Annotated in this window: 17 protein-coding genes; 13 read left to right on the top strand and 4 right to left on the bottom strand. The window is 74.9% G+C overall.

Translation table 11 applies throughout. The features are described 5' to 3' along the window. Nucleotides 1-2: 2 nt before the first annotated feature. The gene (gene hisC / locus GA0070618_RS28345; protein WP_088984352.1) at nucleotides 3-1,079 is read left to right on the top strand and encodes a histidinol-phosphate transaminase; all 1,077 of its coding nucleotides are present in this window, start codon (nucleotides 3-5) and stop codon (nucleotides 1,077-1,079) included. Between the two features lie 51 nt (nucleotides 1,080-1,130). Here the strand turns inward: hisC and GA0070618_RS28340 are convergent, their stop codons facing one another. The 4 genes from GA0070618_RS28340 to GA0070618_RS28325 all read right to left on the bottom strand — a co-directional run bounded on the left by GA0070618_RS28340 (nucleotide 1,131) and on the right by GA0070618_RS28325 (nucleotide 6,830). After that, on the bottom strand, nucleotides 1,131-1,958 hold the full coding sequence (locus GA0070618_RS28340) for a class I SAM-dependent methyltransferase (RefSeq protein WP_088984351.1): 828 nt from the start codon (nucleotides 1,956-1,958) through the stop codon (nucleotides 1,131-1,133). 68 nt (nucleotides 1,959-2,026) lie between these two features. Next, complete coding sequence (locus GA0070618_RS28335) at nucleotides 2,027-4,024, bottom strand: sulfatase (RefSeq protein WP_088984350.1); 1,998 nt, start codon at nucleotides 4,022-4,024, stop codon at nucleotides 2,027-2,029. 53 nt (nucleotides 4,025-4,077) lie between these two features. Beyond that, nucleotides 4,078-5,097, bottom strand: coding sequence for a formylglycine-generating enzyme family protein (locus tag GA0070618_RS28330; protein ID WP_088984349.1), 1,020 nt, complete (start codon nucleotides 5,095-5,097; stop codon nucleotides 4,078-4,080). Then, entirely contained in the window at nucleotides 5,097-6,830 is a 1,734-nt protein-coding gene (locus tag GA0070618_RS28325) for a sulfatase-like hydrolase/transferase (protein WP_088984348.1), read from the bottom strand. Before GA0070618_RS28325 ends, GA0070618_RS28330 begins: the two co-directional genes overlap by 1 nt. Before the next feature lie 724 nt (nucleotides 6,831-7,554). On the opposite strand from GA0070618_RS28325, the gene GA0070618_RS33740 reads away from it, so the two are divergent. The 12 genes from GA0070618_RS33740 (at nucleotide 7,555) to GA0070618_RS28270 (ending at nucleotide 18,094) form a co-directional block, all read left to right on the top strand. Further along, nucleotides 7,555-7,689: a keywimysin-related RiPP gene (locus GA0070618_RS33740; RefSeq protein ID WP_157749028.1), complete on the top strand. Its 135-nt coding sequence runs from the start codon at nucleotides 7,555-7,557 to the stop codon at nucleotides 7,687-7,689. Nucleotides 7,690-7,730: 41 nt separating this feature from the next. Then, nucleotides 7,731-9,560 carry an asparagine synthase-related protein gene (locus GA0070618_RS28320; RefSeq protein WP_088984347.1) on the top strand — a complete coding sequence of 610 codons (1,830 nt, stop codon included), beginning with the start codon at nucleotides 7,731-7,733 and terminating at the stop codon, nucleotides 9,558-9,560. Between the two features lie 8 nt (nucleotides 9,561-9,568). Beyond that, nucleotides 9,569-9,829, top strand: a complete 261-nt coding sequence (locus tag GA0070618_RS28315; protein ID WP_088984346.1) for a lasso peptide biosynthesis PqqD family chaperone — start codon at nucleotides 9,569-9,571, stop codon at nucleotides 9,827-9,829. Then, a complete protein-coding gene (locus tag GA0070618_RS28310; RefSeq protein ID WP_088984345.1) occupies nucleotides 9,826-10,266 on the top strand; it encodes a lasso peptide biosynthesis B2 protein in 441 nt (146 codons plus the stop codon). The genes GA0070618_RS28315 and GA0070618_RS28310 overlap by 4 nt, the downstream gene beginning before the upstream one ends. Next, nucleotides 10,263-10,799: a MauE/DoxX family redox-associated membrane protein gene (locus GA0070618_RS28305; protein WP_088984344.1), complete on the top strand. Its 537-nt coding sequence runs from the start codon at nucleotides 10,263-10,265 to the stop codon at nucleotides 10,797-10,799. Before GA0070618_RS28310 ends, GA0070618_RS28305 begins: the two co-directional genes overlap by 4 nt. 9 nt (nucleotides 10,800-10,808) lie before the next feature. Further along, nucleotides 10,809-11,375, top strand: a complete 567-nt coding sequence (locus GA0070618_RS28300; RefSeq protein ID WP_088984343.1) for a TlpA family protein disulfide reductase — start codon at nucleotides 10,809-10,811, stop codon at nucleotides 11,373-11,375. Between the two features lie 84 nt (nucleotides 11,376-11,459). Continuing rightward, the gene (locus GA0070618_RS28295; protein ID WP_231931490.1) at nucleotides 11,460-12,623 is read left to right on the top strand and encodes a peptidase M23; all 1,164 of its coding nucleotides are present in this window, start codon (nucleotides 11,460-11,462) and stop codon (nucleotides 12,621-12,623) included. A 155-nt stretch (nucleotides 12,624-12,778) separates the two neighbouring features. Continuing rightward, entirely contained in the window at nucleotides 12,779-13,810 is a 1,032-nt protein-coding gene (locus tag GA0070618_RS28290) for a 3-oxoacyl-ACP synthase III family protein (RefSeq protein ID WP_088984341.1), read from the top strand. Continuing rightward, a complete protein-coding gene (locus GA0070618_RS28285; RefSeq protein ID WP_088984340.1) occupies nucleotides 13,807-14,544 on the top strand; it encodes a glycosyltransferase family A protein in 738 nt (245 codons plus the stop codon). Before GA0070618_RS28290 ends, GA0070618_RS28285 begins: the two co-directional genes overlap by 4 nt. A gap of 31 nt (nucleotides 14,545-14,575) precedes the next feature. Further along, entirely contained in the window at nucleotides 14,576-16,069 is a 1,494-nt protein-coding gene (locus GA0070618_RS28280) for a class I adenylate-forming enzyme family protein (RefSeq protein ID WP_088984339.1), read from the top strand. Then, on the top strand, nucleotides 16,062-17,183 hold the full coding sequence (locus GA0070618_RS28275; RefSeq protein ID WP_088985903.1) for a cytochrome P450 family protein: 1,122 nt from the start codon (nucleotides 16,062-16,064) through the stop codon (nucleotides 17,181-17,183). Before GA0070618_RS28280 ends, GA0070618_RS28275 begins: the two co-directional genes overlap by 8 nt. Continuing rightward, nucleotides 17,180-18,094: an NAD-dependent epimerase/dehydratase family protein gene (locus tag GA0070618_RS28270; RefSeq protein WP_231931489.1), complete on the top strand. Its 915-nt coding sequence runs from the start codon at nucleotides 17,180-17,182 to the stop codon at nucleotides 18,092-18,094. Before GA0070618_RS28275 ends, GA0070618_RS28270 begins: the two co-directional genes overlap by 4 nt. Nucleotides 18,095-18,139 lie beyond the last annotated feature (45 nt).

Raw genomic sequence — 18,139 nt, 5'->3', positions numbered from 1 at the left:
CGATGACCGTCCCCTCCCGGGCATCCGCCACCGCCGAACCGGGCTACCGGCCCACCCTGGTCGAGCCGGGGCTGGTCCAGCTGGCCAACAACGAGGTTCCCGACGGGCCGCTTCCCGGGGCGGCACGCGCGCTCGCGGCGGCCACCACGGGCGTGCACCGCTACCCGGACCCGGCCGCCGCCCGGCTGGTCGACCGGCTCGCCGATCATCTCGCGGTCGCCGCCGGGCGGGTCGTCGTCGGCGACGGGTCGGTCAGCCTCTGCCAGCAGGTCCTCCAGGCGCTCTGCGGGCCGGGCGACGAGGTCGTGGCCGGTTCGCCGTCCTTCGAGCTGTACCCGGTGCTGAGCCGGGCCGCCGGCGCGGTGCCGAGGGCGGTCGCGCTGACCGGCGGGCACGTTCTCGACCTCGACGCGATGACCGCCGCCGTCACCCCGGCTACCCGGGTCGTCTTCCTGTGCAACCCGAACAACCCGACGGGCACCACCGTCGACCGGGCCGACCTGGACCGTTTCCTCGACCGGGTGCCCGACCGCGTCCTGGTGGTGCTCGACGAGGCGTACCGCGACTTCGTCGACGACCGCGCCGTGCCCGACGGCGTCGACCTGGCCCGCTCGCACGGGAACGTGGCGGTGCTGCGCACCTTCTCCAAGGGGTACGGGCTGGCCGGGCTCCGCGTCGGCTACGGCGTGTTCCCGGTGCCGGTCGCCGACGCGGTACGCCGCCTCGCGCTGCCGTACGCGGTGAACGCGCTCGCCCAGACCGCCGCCCTCGCCTCGCTCGACGCCGGGGACGAGTTGCGCGACCGGTGCCGGCGGATCGGGCGGGAACGGGACCGGGTGCGGGCGGAACTGGTCCGGGCCGGATTCGCCGTCCCGCCGAGCCAGGCCAACTTCCTGTGGCTGCCCGTCGGCGACCGGGCCGAGGCACTGTCCGCGCACTGCTGGCGGCACGGGGTGCTGGTCCGCGCGTTCCCCGGACTGGGCGTGCGGGTCAGCGTCGGCACGCCGGCCGAGAACGACGCCTTCCTCCGGCTGGTGCGCGCACCCGAGAGCCCTCCCGATCCGGCGGAAGCGGGTTGAGCACGCCCCGGGACGCGTGACGTGCCCAACCCCGGCGCGGAGCCGGGCTGATCAGCCGGTCCGGACGGCCTGGAGGGTGTACGTGAGCGGGAGCCGCTCCGGTCGTTCGGTGAGCCGCCACTCCTCGTCGTCGCCGAGCGTCATCCGACCGGGCAGGGCCTCCCAGGGCGCGCTGTCGTGTTCGACGAACCCGGTGACCTGGAGACCGGCGGCGATCACCGCGCTGATCACCTCGCCAATGCCGTGGTTCCACTCGTGGGTCACGTTGTGGGTGAACGTCGCGTCGGTCGCCACGTAGGTGCCGCCATCGTCCCAGACGGACGGCTCGGGCCTCTCGAAGTACGGGAACTCCAGGGCGAGGACCCCGTCGGTGCGGCGGTCGTCGACGGCCCACAGCATCGGGTGTCCCTCCCGGATGAAGAGCCGCCCGCCCGGCTTGAGTAGACGCCCGACCACCTCGGCCCACCGGTCGACGCTGGGCAGCCAGCAGAGCGCGCCGATCCCGGTGAAGACCAGGTCGTAGCCGCCCGCGTTGAGCACGTCCGCCGCGTCGTAGACGTCGGCCTCGACGAAGTCGACGTCGACGCCCGCGCTGCTGGCGAGCCGGCGGGCCTGGGCGAGCGCCGGTCCGGAGAAGTCGAGCCCGGTCATCCTCGCCCCGAGCCGGGCCAGCGAGACGGTGTCGGTGCCGATGTGGCACTGCAGGTGCACGCCCCGCAGCCCGGCGACGTCGCCGAGGCGGGGCCGGTCGAACCGGACCACCGAGCTCAGGAAGTCGGGGTCGGCGGCGAACCGGTCGACGGCGTAGTCCGGGGAGGCGGCGTGGGCGGCGGCCCGCTCGTCCCAGTTGGCCCGGTTGACGGTGCGGTAGTCGAGCATGGTGCGGACGCTGACACACCCCGGTCCCGCCGCGCCACCGACTTCCCGTCCGCCCCGCCCGCCACCGGTCAGGCCCGACGGGCGGTGAGGCCGTCGAGGGTGACGGTGCCGTCGTCGAGGCGGACGCTCGCGGCGTAGCGGTACTGGGCGCGTACGGCCGGGTCACCGAAGTCGACGGCGCCACCGGTGTCGGCGGTGAACAGGAACTCCCATCCGCCCCCCTGGTCGACGTACGCCGTCGCCCGGTGGCCGTGGAGGACGAACGCATACCGGGCCGCCGGACCGGTCAGGTCCACCGTGCCGTCCAGGTTGTCCAACGGCTCGGCGCCCGCGGTGATCAACGCGCCGTCGACACGCAGGTCCCAGCCCACCCGGCGCAGTCCGTTGTGGTAGCGGAACAGCAGGTAGTTCCCGGCGTCCCGGGCGAGGCCAACGAAGACGGTGTCCTGGGTGCCGGCTTCGGCGAAGGTGCCCGGGTCGAGCACGACCGCCACCCGGTCGGAGCCCGGGGCGACGTCGGAGCGGAACACCAGGTGCGTCATCCGGTCCGTCGTCACCGCGAGCCGGCCGCCGTCGACGACGGGCGGCGCGGCGTACGCGGTCACCGGCAGGACGCTCCACCGTCGCAGATCGGTGTCGAACGACTCCGCCAGTTCCACCGTCGGGTAGTGCTCGGGCGTCGGCAGCGCGGGGAAGAGGCCGCTGTCGGCGATGTGCGACTCCAGCAGCGTCCGCAGTTGTCGGGCCTTCTGCGGGTGACGCGCGGACAGGTCGCTGCCCTCGGCCGGGTCGCGGGCCAGGTGGTAGAGCTCGCTGCGGCCGTCCCGCAGGTACTGCACCAGCTTGAACTGCCCGGACCGGACGGCGGCGTGGGGGTGGGTCCGGCCGATGAAGTGCGGGTAGACCCAGAACAGCGGGCCGCGTTCCACCTCGTGGCCGGCGGTGAGCACCGGGGCGATGCTCCGGCCGTCGAATCGTCCGCCCGGGTCGCCACCGGCGAGGTCCACCACGGTCGGGAGCACGTCGACGGTGCTGGTCGGGGTGGCGTTGCGCTGCCCCGGTGCCACCGTGCCGGGCCAGTACGCGATCAGCGGCACCCGGATGCCGCCTTCGTACAGCTCGCCCTTGCCGCCGCGTAGCGGTTGGTTCGCGTCGCGGTAGGGGCCGCCGTTGTCGGAGGTCACCAGCAGCAGCGTGTCGCGGTCCAGGCCGAGGTCGGCGAGCGTGTCGGCGATCCGCCCCACCTGCTGGTCGATGCTCTCCAGCATGGCCGCCAGCACCGGCCGGTTCGGGGCCTGCCCGGCGCCCGGCTTGGCCCGGTACTTGGCGACGAGGTCGGGTTTGGCGTCCAGGGTGGTGTGCACCGCGTAGTTGGACACGTGGAGGAAGAACGGCTCGTGGCGGTGCCGGGTGATGTAGTCGACGGCTTCGGCCGTCAGCCGGTCGGTGAGGTACTCGCCCGGTTCCCGGGCCGGCAGGTCCGGGATGAAGGAGTACGGGTGGAAGTAGTCGCCGTCGCCGATGTACTTCCGTTCCGAGACGATCACCTCGTCGAAACCGTGGGCGTGGGGGTTGCCCGGACGTTCCTCGTAGGGTCCGCTGTAGGTCTCGGTCAGGTGCCACTTGCCGACCAGGCCGGTGGTGTAGCCGAAGGGACGGAGGACGTCGGGCAGGGTCGGGATGTCCGGCGACAGGTACTTGTCGCTCGCCGCGGGCTCACCGCGCAGGAAGTCCGTGATCCCCGTACGCACCGGGTAGCGGCCGGTCATCAGCGCGGCGCGGGTCGGCGAGCACAGCGGCGCGGCGGCGTAGGCGCTGGTGAAGCGCATGCCTTCCCGAGCCAGCCGATCGAGCTCCGGCGTCTCGTTGAACGTGTTGCCGTAGCTGCCGAGTTCGTCCCAGCCGAGGTCGTCGACGGAGACGAAGACGACGTTCGGCGGCCGGCGGCCCGGCGCCGGCGGACGCGCCGCGAACGCCGGATCCGGGACGAGGCTGGCCAGGGCCGCGCCTGCGGCGCCGCCGAGGAGACCGCGACGCGAAAGTCCGTTCCGGTTCGGTCCGTGCATGGGTTCTTCCTCCTCCGAGGTGATGTCCTCCGCCAGCGGGAGCGGGCAGGGGTTCAGGCGCAGCGGAAGCCGACGTTGGAGGCGGCGGAGTCCGGGGTGTTCCCGGAGCGGGCCGCCACCCGGTAGCGGTAGCAGTAGGAGTCGTGGCAGAGGAACGATCCGCCGCGCATCACGCGCCGCCCGGTGGCGTCCGGATCCGTCGGCCCGCCGGGATCGACGACGTGGGTGCCGGCGCGCCGGGCGTAGGTGTCGGGGGCGAACCAGTCCGCGCACCACTCCCACACGTTTCCGACCATGTTGAACAGGCCGTAGCCGTTGGGGGTGTACTGCTTGACGGGCGCGGTGCCGACGAAGCCGTCCTCCGTGGTGTTGCGTCGGGGGAACTCGCCCTGCCAGATGTTGCAGTTCCACCGACCACGTGGGAGCAACTCGTCGCCCCAGGGGAACCGGGATCCCGCCAGACCGCCCCGGGCGGCGTACTCCCACTCGGCTTCGGTGGGCAGGCGCTTGCCCGCCCAGGCGGCGTACGCGCGGGCGTCGTTCCAGGTCACCTGGACCACGGGGTGGTTCTGGAGGTCCGCGATCGAGGACGCCGGGCCGTAGGGGCGTCGCCAGTCGGCGCCCCGGACCACCAGCCACCAGGGGGTGCCGGTGGCGGCCCCGAGGATGTCGGGACGTTCGGCCCGCACCTGGAGGTGGAAGACCGCGGAGACGCCGAGCGCCTCGGCCTCGGTGACGTAGCCGGTGGCCTTCACGAACGTCGCGAAAGCGGCGTTGGTAACCGTCGTGGCGTCGATGGTGAACGGTCCGACGGTGACCTCGTGCACCGGCCCCTCCCCGTCGCCGGGGTAGCCCTCACCGAAGGCGTCGCCCATGGCGAAGGTCCCGCCGGGGAGGCCGACCTGGCCGCGTGTGGAGCGCGGCCGGTCGGCCTCCCGGACGGCGGGGGCCGGCTGCGGCCGGCGCCCGATCCGGAGCAGCCCACCGGTCGCGGCGACCTGCTGTCGACCGGCGGGCGCGCAGCAACTCGGCGCGGTGGGCCCGGCGCTGCCGTGGTGGTGGCCGGCGGCCATCAGCGGGTGACCACGGTGGGCAGCAGCGCCGGTACCTCGTCGCCGGGCTGGAACGTCAGCTCGGTCGGCTCGTCGTACCGGGTGATCTTCCCGTCGGAGTACGCCGTGCCCTGGAAGGTGACGGTGATCGGGGCCTGGCCCGCGCGCAGCGTGGCCAGCGGAGCGTCGACGTCGTCGAGCCAGCGGACGAGCCGGTTGCCCAGCCGCCGGGTGACGTCCGGGTGGGTCGCGGCCAGGTCGGTGGTCTCGCCGATGTCGCTGCCCAGGTGGTAGAGGTTCCAGTCCCGGGTCTCGTAGCGGTAGCTGAGCTTCCACGGCCCCGACCGGATCACCGTCTCGGGACGTTGGTCGCGCGCGCCGGCGATCAGGTATCCGGGCAGGTGCCAGAAGAGGGGTCGCGCGCCGAGGCCGGCGTTCGCGGTGCGCCAGATCCCGCTGAGGTCCACCCCGTCGGGGCGTAGGCCCCGGGGCAGGTCCGCGCCGGCCAGCGACGCGAACGTCGGCAGGTAGTCGACCGCGTGGATCGGCGTCGGGTCGACCACGCCACCGTCGACCAGGTGCTGGCCCCTGCTCCACACGACGGTGGGGACCCGCAGCCCGCCCTCCCGCAGTTCGCCCTTGTAACCGCTGAGCCAGCCGTTGTCGGCGTTCGCCGTCCCGCCGTTGTCGGAGGTGAGCACCACGATGGTGTTGTCCGCCAGCGGATGTCCCGGGTTGCGGGGGTCCGGAGTGGTCTCGAGGTGGTGCACGAGGCGGGCCAGCCCCTGGTCGAGTCCTTCCAGCAGCGCGGAGTACGGCGCGTTGGCCGGGTGCCCGGGAACGGCCGGCTTGGCGCGGTACTTCGCGAGCAGGTCGGCGCGGGGCTGCTTGTCGCCGATCGGCGTGTGCACCGCGTAGTTGCTGACCCAGGTGAAGAACGGCTCGTGCTTGTGGCGGTCGATGAAGTCGATGGTCGCGTCCGCCACGGCGTCGGTCACGTGCTTGTCGGTGCCGACGAGGGCGTCCAGGATCGCGTCGGTCACGCCGTGGGAGTACGGCTTGATGTTCTCGTCGACGTACTCCCGGGTGTAGTCGGCGGCGAACCTGTCCAGCGCCGGGCCGACGCTGTCGTTGAATCGTCCGTCGACGGCGTGGTACTGGCTGGCGTGTCCGGAGTTCGAGCCGCCCAGGTTCTCCTCGAACCCGAAGTCGGTGGTGATCTGACCGGCGGTCGGGGTGACGTGGAACTTGCCGACGTACCCGGTCGCGTAGCCGGCGTCCCGCAGCGCCTCGCCGACGGTGTAGGCCTCGGCCGGCAGGGCATCGTCGCCGTCGGGGAGCCCCTGCGGCGCGCCGTCCAGGAGCGTGTGGTCCCCGCCCCGGTCGAGGTCGCCGACCAGGTAGAGGTTGTTCGTCGGCCGAGGCGCGTAGAGGCCGGTGAGGAGGGCGGCCCGGGTCGGCACGCAGTTGGGGCCGCCGTAGGCGTTGTCGAACGCGACGCCCTCCCGGGCGAGACGGTCGACGGCGCGGGTCTCGTTGTAGGGGTTGCCGGATCCCTTGTTGGTCCGGCCGGTGCTGACGTCGGCCCATCCCAGGTCGTCGGCGAGCACGAACACGATGTTCGGTCGCGCGGCGCGGGCCGGCCGGTCCGTGGCGTCGGTGGGTGGGGCAGCGGCGCCGGCAGCGGCGAGCGCGGTGCAGCTCAGGGTGGCGGTGGCGGCAGCCGCGCCGAGTCTCAGGGTCAACGGTGGCATCGGGGGACGTCCTCTCGGTCACGCGGACAGGGGCCGGGGAGTGGCGGTGCCGCGACGTCGCGGCGCGCTGGACGGTCGCCGAGGACACGACTGTCACGGGCTGCGCCGCGCGCCGGTGCCAAATTCCCGCCCTTGTCTACCAGGTTACTAGGGAATTGGGGGCGTTGGGTAGAGGATCTTCCTGGCGATCCGTCGGCGGGTGGGCCCTCGCGGTCCGTGCGCGCGGTCGTCGGGCGGTGGCTGGTCGGCGCCGTGGGCGACAGTCGGTGATGCCCGCCGGTGGTGCGGTCGCGTCCTCGCGGTGGCACCTCGGAGGGGGGCGTCACCGAAATGGAGCAGAAACTCGATTCGGGGTCGAGGATCAGTCGAGTTTCGAGCGGGATCCGGGGCAGATTCTCTGGTCTTTCTTCGGTCATCGGCCCGACGTGTCGAATGGGGGCGCGGCGGTTCGACAAGCCTGGTTAGGATCTGCTCCGCGGCGGACTCCGCTGTTCCGGGCCGCACGGACACCGCCGGTGGCTTCGTTCTCCCCGCCCGGGGGCCGGTGGAAAGCGGTGGCGTGACCGGGTCCGACCGGGTTGTCGAATCGATCGTGACGGGAATCAGTAATTCCACAAATAATTGACTAATGTCGATGTGTGGAACTACTGTCGCGCCGGACGGTCGGCGCGCAGCACGGAATGGACGTCGGTCGTCCTGTCCTTCGAGAGGTGGTGAGAACCCGATGACGAAGAAGGTGGCCTACGAGCGGCCGACGCTGGTGAAGGCCGGCCGGTTCGCGGAGAAGACGGCCGGCAGCCTGTTCACCAGCTGCCGCGAGTCCTTCGTGACCCAGAAGCCGGCGTCCATCTGCAACTGACCGCACCGGTGACGGTGCCCCGCCCGTGAGGATCCTCCACGATGGTGAGCTTTCCCCGCATCGACCCTGTCCTGTCCTGGTTCGTCATGGTGCCGGACACCGATGCCGGGGCCGCGCTGGTGGACTCTCTTACCCCCCGGGTTCCAGGGCTCCGGGTCCTGACCCACGCGTCCCGACGGCCCTGGCTGGTCGGACGCTGGACGGACGGCGAGGTGGCGGTCGGTGGACGGGGCGACCGCCGCCTCGCCGTACTGGGCGAGCACCGGCTGACCGGGCCGGAGCTGGGGCGGCTCGTCGACGGCTCGGCGGACCCGGGGCAGTGGTGCGCGGCGGTCGCCGCCGCACCCGGCAGCTTCCACGTGGCCGCCTCCGCCGACGGCGCCACCCACCTGCACGGCACGCTCTCCGGGTACCGCCGGGTCTTCTTCGGCCGGATTGGTGCGGCCACCGTCGCCGGCGACCGGGCCGACGTCGTGGCGGCGCTGCTCGACGCGCCGGTCGACACGGACCGGCTGACCCTGCGACTGCTCGCCCCGTACGCCCCGTGGCCGCTGTTCTGGCAGCCGGTCTGGCGCGACGTCGAGGCGCTCCCGCCCGCCCGGCGGCTGGCCGTCGGTGTCGACGGGACACCCCGTACCGTTGTCCGCTGGCATCCGCCCGAGCCGACGCTGGAACTGGCCGAGGCGGCGGAGGGGCTGCGGCGGGCGCTCACCGACGCGGTCCGGGTCCGCACCGGGGCCGGCGGGGTCGTCGCGACCGACCTCAGCGGGACGGACTCGACCACGCTCTGCGCGTTGGCCACCACCGGCGGGGCCGGGGTCGTCGCGCTGACCTCGGTGAGCGTCGACCCGCTCGACGACGACCTGCCCTGGGCCACCCGGGCGGCGCGCGCCCTCGGCGACCTCGTCCACGAGGTGGTGCCGGCCGAGGGGAACCCCCTGCCGTACACCGGGGCGCTCGACGGCGCGGACCGGTTCGACGAGCCCACCGCCGCGGTCATGTACCGGGCGAGCTTCCTCGCCCTCTCCGACCGTGCCGCCGCCCACGGTGCCCGGGTCCGGCTCACCGGGTTCGGCGGGGACGAACTGCTCACCGCCGACCCCGCGTTGCAGTTGACCCTGCTGCGCACGCACCCCCGGACCGCCTGGCGCCACCTGCGGGTGATGCGGGCGGCGTACCGCTGGCCGAGGCGGGCCGTGCTGCGGGCGGTGCGCGACCGGCGCGGCTACGGCGACTGGCTGGCCGGGCTCGCCCAGGGGATGACCGCCGGCTGGCCCGCGACCGACCGGCCGCCGCTGGGCTGGGACATGCCGATCGGGGTGGCCCCCTGGATCACCCCCGAGGCGCTCACGGTGCTGCGTGGCCTCCTGGCCGGGGCCGCCGCGCGGGCCACCCCGCTCGCCGCCGACGCCGGCACGCACGGCCGCCTCGCCGCGATCCACGCCGGTGCCGCCAACGCCCGGCACATGGCCCAGCTCACCGCCGCCCACGGGGTGCCGATGGCCGCCCCGTACCTCGACGACGCGGTGCTGACGGCCTGCCTGGCGGTCCGGCTCGCCGACGTCACCGACCCGGGGCGGTACAAGCCGCTGCTGCGGGCGGCGACGCGGGGCATCGTGCCGGACCCGCTGCGGGACCGCACCGGCAAGGCGGACACGTCCATCGCCGCCGAGCGGGGCGCGCTGGCGTACCGCGACCGGCTGCTCGACCTCGCCGAGGACTCCCGGCTGGCCGGGCGGGGCCTGGTCGACGCGGCCCGGTTGCGGGCCGCACTGCGCTCGCCGGGGGAGCGGACCTGGTACGAGCTGGACCAGACCCTCGCCTGCGAGACCTGGCTGCGCACCGTGGACATCGTACCGACACGACTGTAGGGGGACCGATGAGCTTCGCCTTGCGCGCCGGCCTGACCTGGGCGGAGACCGAGTACGGCGGCGTGCTGCTGGACACCGTCGACGGGCAGTACTGGACGCTCAACGTGACCGGGGCGCGGGTGCTCGCCGGCCTGCTGGCCGGCGCGGAACCCGACGAGGTCGTGACCCGGCTGACCGCCGAGTTCGACGGCGACGCCGCCGAGGTCGCCGGGGACGTGCCGACCCTGGTCGCCGAACTGGAGGCCGCCGAACTGGTGGTCCGCCGGTGACCACCGAGCGGACCGTGGCGTACCGGCCGGAGGCGCTGGGCCCGCGACGGCGGCTGCTGGTCCGCGTCGTGGTCCTCGCCGCCCGGCTGTTGGCCACCCGGTCCCCGGCGACCATCCGCCGGGTGCTGCACCGGCTCGCCCGGGGTGCCCGCCCGGCCACCCGCGCCGAGGCCGCCGCCGCGCGGCGGGACACCGTGCGGACCAGCGCCTTCTGTGCCGGCCCGCTCGGCTGCCTGCCCCGGTCCATCGCCACCGTGCTGCTGTGCCGGCTGCGCGGCGGGTGGCCCACCTGGCGGGTGGGGGCCCGGGTGCATCCGCCCTTCGGCGCGCACGCCTGGGTCGAGGTGGACGGGGCGGCGGTGGACGAACCCTATCCGGACGGCTTCCACGTCCCGCTGCTGACCGTGGCGGTGGCGGACCGGCCGGTGCCACGGTGACGGCGCTCTACCTGGGGTGGATCTGCCGGGGCGCGGTCCTGGTCGTCTTCGCCGTGGCGGTGTTCGGCAAGGTACGCGACCGGGCGGCCTTCGGCGAGTTCCGCCGGGCCACCGCGGCGCTGTCCGGGGTGCGCGCGGACCGGGCGGGCGTGGTCGCGGTGGTCGTGGTCGCCGCCGAGGCGGCCGTCGTCGGGGGACTCGCGACCGACCCGACCGCGCCGTGGGCCTTCGCGGTCGCGGCGGTGCTGCTCGGCGCGTTCAGCGTCGCCCTCTGGCGTGCCCTGCGCGCCGGGGTGGTGGTGCCGTGCCGGTGCCTGGGCGTGACCTCGACCGCCGGCGGTGGCCTGCCGGTCGTCCGGAACCTCCTGCTGCTCGCCCTGGTGGCGGTCGGACTCTGGGCCACCGGGCCGGGCGGTGGCGGCGACCTGCCGCCGCCGGCCGGGGTGCCGGTCTGCCTGGCCGGCGCGGCGGTCCTGGCCGGCGTGCTGCTGCGGCTGGACCAACTCGCCGACGTGTTCACCGCCCGTCTCTAGGAGGCCGCCGTGTCCGCCCTCGTCGCCACCGTCGTGCTGCTCGCGGTCGTCTGCGCCGGCCACACCTCCCTGCTGGTGGCCGTCGTGCGACGGCTGCGGATCCAGGCCGAACTCCTCGCCGACGTCGAGGAGCGCGGCCTGCCGGCCCGGGCGCTCCCGGCCGGGGCCGCCGTCGGCGCGTTCTCGGTCACCGACACCGACGGACGGGTGTTCTCCGCCGGAGACCCGTCGGGGCCGACGCTGGTGGCGATGCTGAACCCGACCTGTGGTTCGTGTCGTCGGCTGCGACGGGAGTTCGGCACGGTCGCCGCGCGTTGGCCGGGCGGGCGGTCCCGCGTCGTGGTGGTGGTGACCGGACCGTCGGCGACGGCGGCGTACGCCCGGCGGCTGGCCCCGACGGCCCGGATCGTGGTGGACGCCGCCGGGGCGGTGCGCGACGCGTTCTCGGTGACCGCCTTCCCGGCGATCTTCGTTGTCGCGTCCACCGGCGAGTTGAGCTGGACCGGGCGGTGGGCGCACTCGGTGCCGCGTCATCCGACCGACCCCACCCCTGTATATGGACAAGCATTGATGTGATCGGTACCGTCCCCTCAACCTGATCCAGTTCGTCGATGTCGACCGATGGGGGTTCCTGTGTCCTGGAGAAACATCCGAGGTCCGGTGCGGACGGCCATGCTCTCCGCCGTCGTCCTCCTCGCCGCCACCCCGGCCGCCGCGGCAGCCGCCCCGGCCGGTGACGTCACCACGGCGGTGGCCGCCCGGCTGCTCGGCCAGGCGTCCGTCACCGCCGATCCGTACCTGCGCACCGCCGACGCGGACGACACCCGGATCACCGTGACCCGGCGCGACGGCCGGAACTGGGCCTTCGGCACCGCCGTCGTCGTCGCCCCGCACGTGGAGGACGCGTACCCGAAGGGCTCGGTCTTCGTCGCCCACCGGGACCGCTCCGGCTGGCAGGTCGCCTTCGACGGCGAGGCCGGCTTCGCCGAACTCGCCGAGGACGCCCCGTCCACCGTCGTGTCGGCCCGGGAGAAGAAGGTGTTCGCCGCGCCGTCGCCGGGGACGATGCTCGCCAACGGTGACATGCGCACCGGTATGCGCCTGCCGTACGCCGTCGGCCAGACCTGGTCGTACACGGGTGGACCGCACGGATGGGGTGGCAGTGAACTGCCGTACAGCTCCATCGACCTGGCCGGCGGCGACCAGCGGGTGCTCGCCGCGCGCGGCGGCACCGCCTACACCATGTGCCGGGGCTGGATCCGGGTCATCCACGACCGGGGCTACTCCACCGACTACTACCACCTCTGGAACAGCATCAACGTCAACGGGGCGGGCGTTGGCGAGGGCGCGTACCTCGGCGACACCGGCACCGACGTCACCTGCGGCGGCGCCGCGTACGGCCGGCACGTGCACTTCGGTCTGCGGCAGAACAACGCGTACGTGCAGATCCACGACCACAACCTCGGCAAGTGGGTGTTCATGAAAGGTTCCGCCGCCTACCAGGGGTACGCCCTGCACGGGTCGACGCGGGTCAACACCGGCGGCGGGCTGTACAACTACGGCGCGCTCGGCTTCAACCAGGCCGTCGTCGACGCCAACGGCGGCGGCTCGGTGAACAAGCGCACCGGCCCCGGCACCGGATACGCGGTGGCCGGCTCGGTCGGCGACGGCGCGACGGTGACCATCTCCTGCTCGCGCAACGGCACCACGCACACCGGCCGGTACGGCTCCACCGCGCTGTGGAACCGGCTCAGCGACGGCACCTGGGTCAGCGACGCCTTCGTGTGGAGCGGCCTGAACGGTCCGGTCAACGGCTGGTGCTGACCCCACCGGAGGCCCCTGCCGTGACCACGGTGAGCCAGGGAGCCAGGTGAGTCCTGCCCCGCCGCCCGGTTTGCGGTGATCCGGCAGTCGCTGGCGGGTGGAACATGAGCACCCCTACTCATCCACCCGCCAGCGGCGTTGGGCAAGCTCGACGCATGACCGACCCCACGTCACCCCTCGACCGGCCCCGGGGACGGGTGGGCATCACCGCGGTCGGTGCCAGCCTCCCGGACCAGGTCGTGCCCACCGCCGAACTCCAACACCGGATCGCCGAGGCCAGCGGCCTGCCCCTGCCGGCCGGGCTGCTCACCCGGATGACCGGGATCACCTCCCGCCGGATCGCCGCCGACGACGAGTACGCCTCCACCCTCGCCGTCCGCGCCGCCCGGGCGGCGCTCGCCGCCGCCGGACGCGAGCCGGAGGAGGTGGACCTGCTGCTCTTCGCCTCGGCCACCCGGGACATGGTCGAGCCGGCCACCGCCCACATCGTGCAGGCCGAACTGGGCGGCCACGCGCACGCCCTGGACGTCACCAACGCCTGCAACAGCTTTCTCAACGGCATCGACCTGGCCCGTTCCAGCATCCTCGCCGGTCGCGCCCGTCGGGCCCTGGTGGTGACCGGGGAGACCCCGACCCGGGCGATGCGCACCCGGATCACCGACCTCGACGAGGCCCGTCGCGCCTTCGCCGGCTACACCTTCGGGGACGCGGGCGCGGCCGTGCTGGTGGAGCCGGTGGACCGGGGCGGAATCCTCGACGTCGACACCGAGACGTGGTCCGCGCACTGGACGGTGGGCGGCATCCCCGGCGGCGGCTCCCGGCATCCGCGCGGCGACGAGCACACCTACTTCGCCGGCGACGGGCGTACCCTGCGGGACGTCTTCGAGAAGATCGGACCGGACATCCTGCACCGGGTCCGGCACCGCACCGGCCTCGACTGGTCCGACTACGCGCGGGTGCTGGTGCACCAGGTGACCCTGCCGTACCTCGACCGGTTCGTCGAGGTGACCGGCGTGCCGAAGGACAAGCTGGTGGTCACCGTCGCCGAGTTGGGCAACCTGGCCAGCGCCACGCTCGGCGTCCAGCTCGCCCGGGTCGAGGCCGCGCTGCGCCCCGGGGAACGGGTGCTGTTCATCGGCCTCGGCGGCGGGGTCAGCCTGATGACCATGGTCTGGGAGAAGTCGTGACCGCGCTCTGGGTGGTGGTGCCCGCGTACAACGAGGTCACCCGGATCGGTGCCACGCTCGACGCGCTGGCCGTGCAGAGCGACAGGGAGTTCACCCTGCTCGTGGTGGACAACGCCTCCACCGACGGCACCGCCGACGTGGTCCGCCGGTTCGCGGCCTGGTCGCCGGTGCCGACCCTGCTGATCGAGGAGCGGCAGAAAGGCGTCGGCGCGGCCGTGGACACCGGCTTCCGGTACGCCATCGCGCACGGGGCGACCCTGATCGCCCGGACCGACGCCGACTGCCTGCCCCGACCCGGATGGGTGGCCGCCGCCCGCCGCGCGCTCACCGCCGGGGCGGCCATGGCGTGCGGCCGGATCGAGGCCCGCCGCGACGAGCACGGCCCGCTCGGCCGGGCCGGGTTCCGCTGCGTGGTCACCGTCGCGGCCACCTTCGGGCGGCTGCGTCCCGCCCACCGTGGCCCCGGCTACCGGGCCCCGTACCGGATGCACGCGGGCAACAACATGGCCATCACCGCGCGCGCCTACCTCGCCGCCGGCGGGATGCCCCGCCGGCCGTCCCCGACCGACCGGGAGTTCCTCAACCGGGTCCGTCGGGTCACCGACGCGATCGTCCACGAGCGGACGATGGTGGTGGAGAACTCGACCCGGCGGCTGCGCGCGTACGGACTGCTGCGCAGCGCGGCCTGGTACCTGGACCGGGGCAGCGGCCAACTCTCCCCGGACCCGCGCTGACCCCCTCACCCTGCCCCACCGGGAGACATCCGTGCTCGACGAACTGGCCGCCACCCTCCGCCGCCGTCCGGACGCCCCGGCGGTGCTCACCGCCACCGCCTCCGGCCGACCCCGGGTCCGTGCCACCCGGGGCGACCTGGCCGACCTCGCCGACGGTTACGCCGCCGCCCTGCACCACCACGGGCTGGTCGCCGGGGACACCCTCGGGGTGGCGGTGCGCCCCGGTCCCCGGTCGCTGGCGGTCCTGCTCGCCGCGCACCGGCTCGGACTGCGGGTGGCGGTGCTCGACCCCTCCGCCGGTCCCGAGGTGCTCACCGCGCGGCTGGCCCTGGCCCGTCCCGCCCTGGTCGTCGCGGACGCCGCCGCCCAGGCGGTCGCCGGCTGGGCCCGACCGCTGGCCGGCCGCGCCCGGTTGGCGCTGCCCCGGCTGACCGACCTCGGGCCGGTCCGCACCGTCGGTCGCCGGCTGCCCGGCTGCGCCCCGGCGCTGCGGCCCCGCCCGGGACCGGCCCCCACGCCCGTCGACGACGACGGCGACGCGGTGATCATCTTCACCTCCGGCACCACCAGCCGACCCCGGGCGGTGGTCCACCGCCGCTCCGGTCTGGACGCCGGCATGCGGGCCGTCGCCGACCTGGTCCGGCCGCGACCGGACCAGCCGGTGCTCGGCGGCACCTTCTTCGTGCTGATACCCGCCCTGGCCAGCGGCGCCCCGGTCGCGCTGCCGGCCCGGTCACCCCGGCGGCTCGCCGGTCAGCTGGACCGGTTGCGTCCCCAGGCCAGTTACCTCACCCCGCCGCAGGTGCGGGCCCTGCTGGCCGAGGGGCCCCGGCTCAGCGGCCGGTTCTACAGCGGCTCCGCCCCGGTGAGCGCCACCCTGCTCGACCGGGTCCGGCAGGCCGGCGCGGACGAGGCCTGGGGGGTGTACGCGCTGACCGAACTCTTCCCGGCCGCCGCCGTCGAGTCGGCCGAGAAGTCCGCCTTCACCGGTGCCGGCGACCTCGTCGGGTCGCCGCTGCCGGGCGTACGGACCCGGATCGGGACGGACGGTCGACTGCTGCTCGCCGGGCCGGGCCAGGCGCACCGCTACCTCGGTGAGCCGCCGGCCGAGTGGGTGGACACCGGGGACGTGGCCCGCTACGACGGTGAACGCCTCGTCCTGGCCGGCCGGAGCAAGGACATGGTCCTGCGCCGTGCCGTCAACATCTATCCCGGACTGTACGAGCCGGGGCTGCACGTGCCCGGGGTCAACCTGGCGGTGCTGGTCGGCGTGCCGGCCGGCGACGGGGACGAGCGGCTGGTCGCCGTGGTCGAACCCGAACCGGGGGTCGACCCGGACCGGTTGCGCCGCTGCCTCGACCCGGTGCTGACCCGGATGGGGGCGGCCCGCCCCGACGCGCTTGTCGTCGCGACGGTGCCGACCTCCGGCCGGTCCCGGAAACCGGACCGGGCCGCCGCGGCGGCCCTGGCCGCCGCCCGTACCGGGCATGCCGAACCGGCCGGCCGGCGGTACCGTCGTGACTGATCCGAGCGTCTCCGCCGACCGGCGGCACCCGGGGCCGGGCCGGGGGCGACGCCGGGACCGCCGGGTCTACCTGCGCCGCTATCCGGTGCTGTTCACCCTGCTCGCCGCCACCCGCCGCTGGCCGGTGTTGCGGATCGGCCGGACCGTGCTGGTGCACGACTCGGACGCCTACCTCGCGGCGCTGACCCGGATTCCGCTGGACCGGCTCGCCGCCGGCACCGTGGGCGGCACCGCCCGCCGGCTCGGCACCGACGGTCTCCTCTTCGACCAGGAGGGCGCCGGGCACCGGCACGCCCGCCGGACGCTCGCCGACGGGCTCGGCCCGGCCGGGGTCGCCGAACTCCGTCCGGTCTGGACGGGGGTGCTGCGCGAGCGCCTGGCCCCGCTGGGCGACGGCGCGGCGGTGGACCTGGTGCCGGTGGTGGCCGAGCTGGCCGGTGCCACCACGGCGGCGCTGCTCGGGGTGGACGTCGATCCGCTCGCCCTGGCCGACGCCGCCCGCCGCGCGGCCGCCACGGCCGCCGCCGAGCATCTGCCCGGCCCGCGCCGGCCCGGTAGCGCCCGCGCCGCCCGCCGCGCCGTCGCCGACCTGGCCGACCTGCTCGGCCTGCCTCCGCAGCGGGCCGCGCTGGCCGGCATGCTCGCCGTCGCGGCGGTGAACACCACGGTGGCCGGCATCCCCCGGGCGGTGGCCTGGTGTGCCGACGACCGGCTCTGGGATGCCGCGGCCGACGCCGACACCCGGGACGTGCTCGTCGACGAACTGCTGCGGGTCACCGCGCCGACTCCGCTGCTGCCCCGGGTGGCCGCCGGTGCCGGCACGGCGGCCGGATGTCCGGTCCGGTCCGGGGACCGGCTGCTGCTGGTCGCCCGGCACGCCGCCGGGGCGCACCGGTCCGGACCGGACTGTGCCGCGCCCGCGCCCACCCGGACCGCCCGGCTGGTCTTCGGGGCGGGGGCGCACTCCTGCCCCGGCGCCCGGCTGGCCCGGGCGCAGCTCGCCGACGTCCTCGCCGCCCTGGCGCCGTACCGGCCGGTGGTGGTGTCGGCCCGTGCCGACGGGCGGGCCGCGCTGCCCAGCTGGGCGCGCCTGGTGGTCCGGGCTGCCGGGTGAACCTGACCGGCGTACGGGTCGCGGTCACCGGGGCGAGCGGGTTCTGCGGCTCCGTCGTGGCGCGGGCCGCCGAGGCGGCGGGAGCCCGGGTGTGGTGCCTCGGCCGACGCCCGGGACCGGTCGGCCGGCACGTGCCGTGGGACGCCTCCCGGCAGGTCCCCGACCTCGCCGGGGCGGACGTGGTGGTCCACCTCGCGGCGGCGGTCGGCGACCCGGTGCCGGGCCCGGCGGCCGAACGCGCCTACCGGGCGGTCAACGTGGACGGTACGGCCCGGCTGCTCGACGCCGTCGGCGACCGTCCGCTGGTCTGGGTGAGCAGCGCCAGCGTCTACCGGCCCGGGGGAGCGGGGCCGGTCGACGAGGAGCATCCGGTCGACGGTCAGCTCACCGCGTACGGGCGCACCAAGGCCGCCGGGGAACGGCTCGCCCTGGCGGCTGGTGCGGTGGTGCTGCGTCCCCGGGCGGTCTACGGGCCGGGCGACCCGCACCTGCTGCCCCGGCTCCTCGCCGCCCGCCGGGGGCGGTGGCTGCCGGTGCCCGGTCCGGACGTGTGGTTGAGCCTCACCGCGGTGGAGAACCTGGCCGACGCCTGCCTGGCGGCGTCCGCCTGGCCGGGCGGGGCGTACAACGTCGCCGACGACCGGCCGTACTCGCGTGACGCGGTCCTGCGCGGGGTGCTCGCGGCGACCGGCAGTCCGGCGCGCCTGGCCCACCTGCCGGTGGGTCTGGCGAACGCCGCGGCGACCGTGGCGACCACCGTGGCCCGGTTGACCCGCCGGCCGCCGCTGCTGACCCGGTACGCGGTCGACCAGCTCGCCCGGGGGGTGGTCCTCGACATCGGCCGGGCCCGCGCCCGGGGGTACCGGCCGGACCGGACCTTCGACGACTACCTGGGCCACCTCGGCGGGTGACGGCGGCACCGCCGGCGGCGGTGTCCGGCAGAAAAATTCGACTTT

Source organism: Micromonospora echinospora, from assembly GCF_900091495.1.
GTDB lineage: Bacteria > Actinomycetota > Actinomycetes > Mycobacteriales > Micromonosporaceae > Micromonospora > Micromonospora echinospora.
This window is presented reverse-complemented; position numbering and strand designations above follow the sequence as displayed.

What these genes read in the sequence shown, in the direction of transcription:
- hisC (WP_088984352.1), top strand. Translation starts at nt 3, where the DNA reads ATGACCGTCCCCTCCCGGGCATCCGCCACCGCCGAACCGGGCTACCGG.
- GA0070618_RS28340 (WP_088984351.1), bottom strand. Translation starts at nt 1,958, where the DNA reads ATGCTCGACTACCGCACCGTCAACCGGGCCAACTGGGACGAGCGGGCC.
- GA0070618_RS28335 (WP_088984350.1), bottom strand. Translation starts at nt 4,024, where the DNA reads ATGCACGGACCGAACCGGAACGGACTTTCGCGTCGCGGTCTCCTCGGC.
- GA0070618_RS28330 (WP_088984349.1), bottom strand. Translation starts at nt 5,097, where the DNA reads ATGGCCGCCGGCCACCACCACGGCAGCGCCGGGCCCACCGCGCCGAGT.
- GA0070618_RS28325 (WP_088984348.1), bottom strand. Translation starts at nt 6,830, where the DNA reads ATGCCACCGTTGACCCTGAGACTCGGCGCGGCTGCCGCCACCGCCACC.
- GA0070618_RS33740 (WP_157749028.1), top strand. Translation starts at nt 7,555, where the DNA reads ATGACGAAGAAGGTGGCCTACGAGCGGCCGACGCTGGTGAAGGCCGGC.
- GA0070618_RS28320 (WP_088984347.1), top strand. Translation starts at nt 7,731, where the DNA reads ATGGTGAGCTTTCCCCGCATCGACCCTGTCCTGTCCTGGTTCGTCATG.
- GA0070618_RS28315 (WP_088984346.1), top strand. Translation starts at nt 9,569, where the DNA reads ATGAGCTTCGCCTTGCGCGCCGGCCTGACCTGGGCGGAGACCGAGTAC.
- GA0070618_RS28290 (WP_088984341.1), top strand. Translation starts at nt 12,779, where the DNA reads ATGACCGACCCCACGTCACCCCTCGACCGGCCCCGGGGACGGGTGGGC.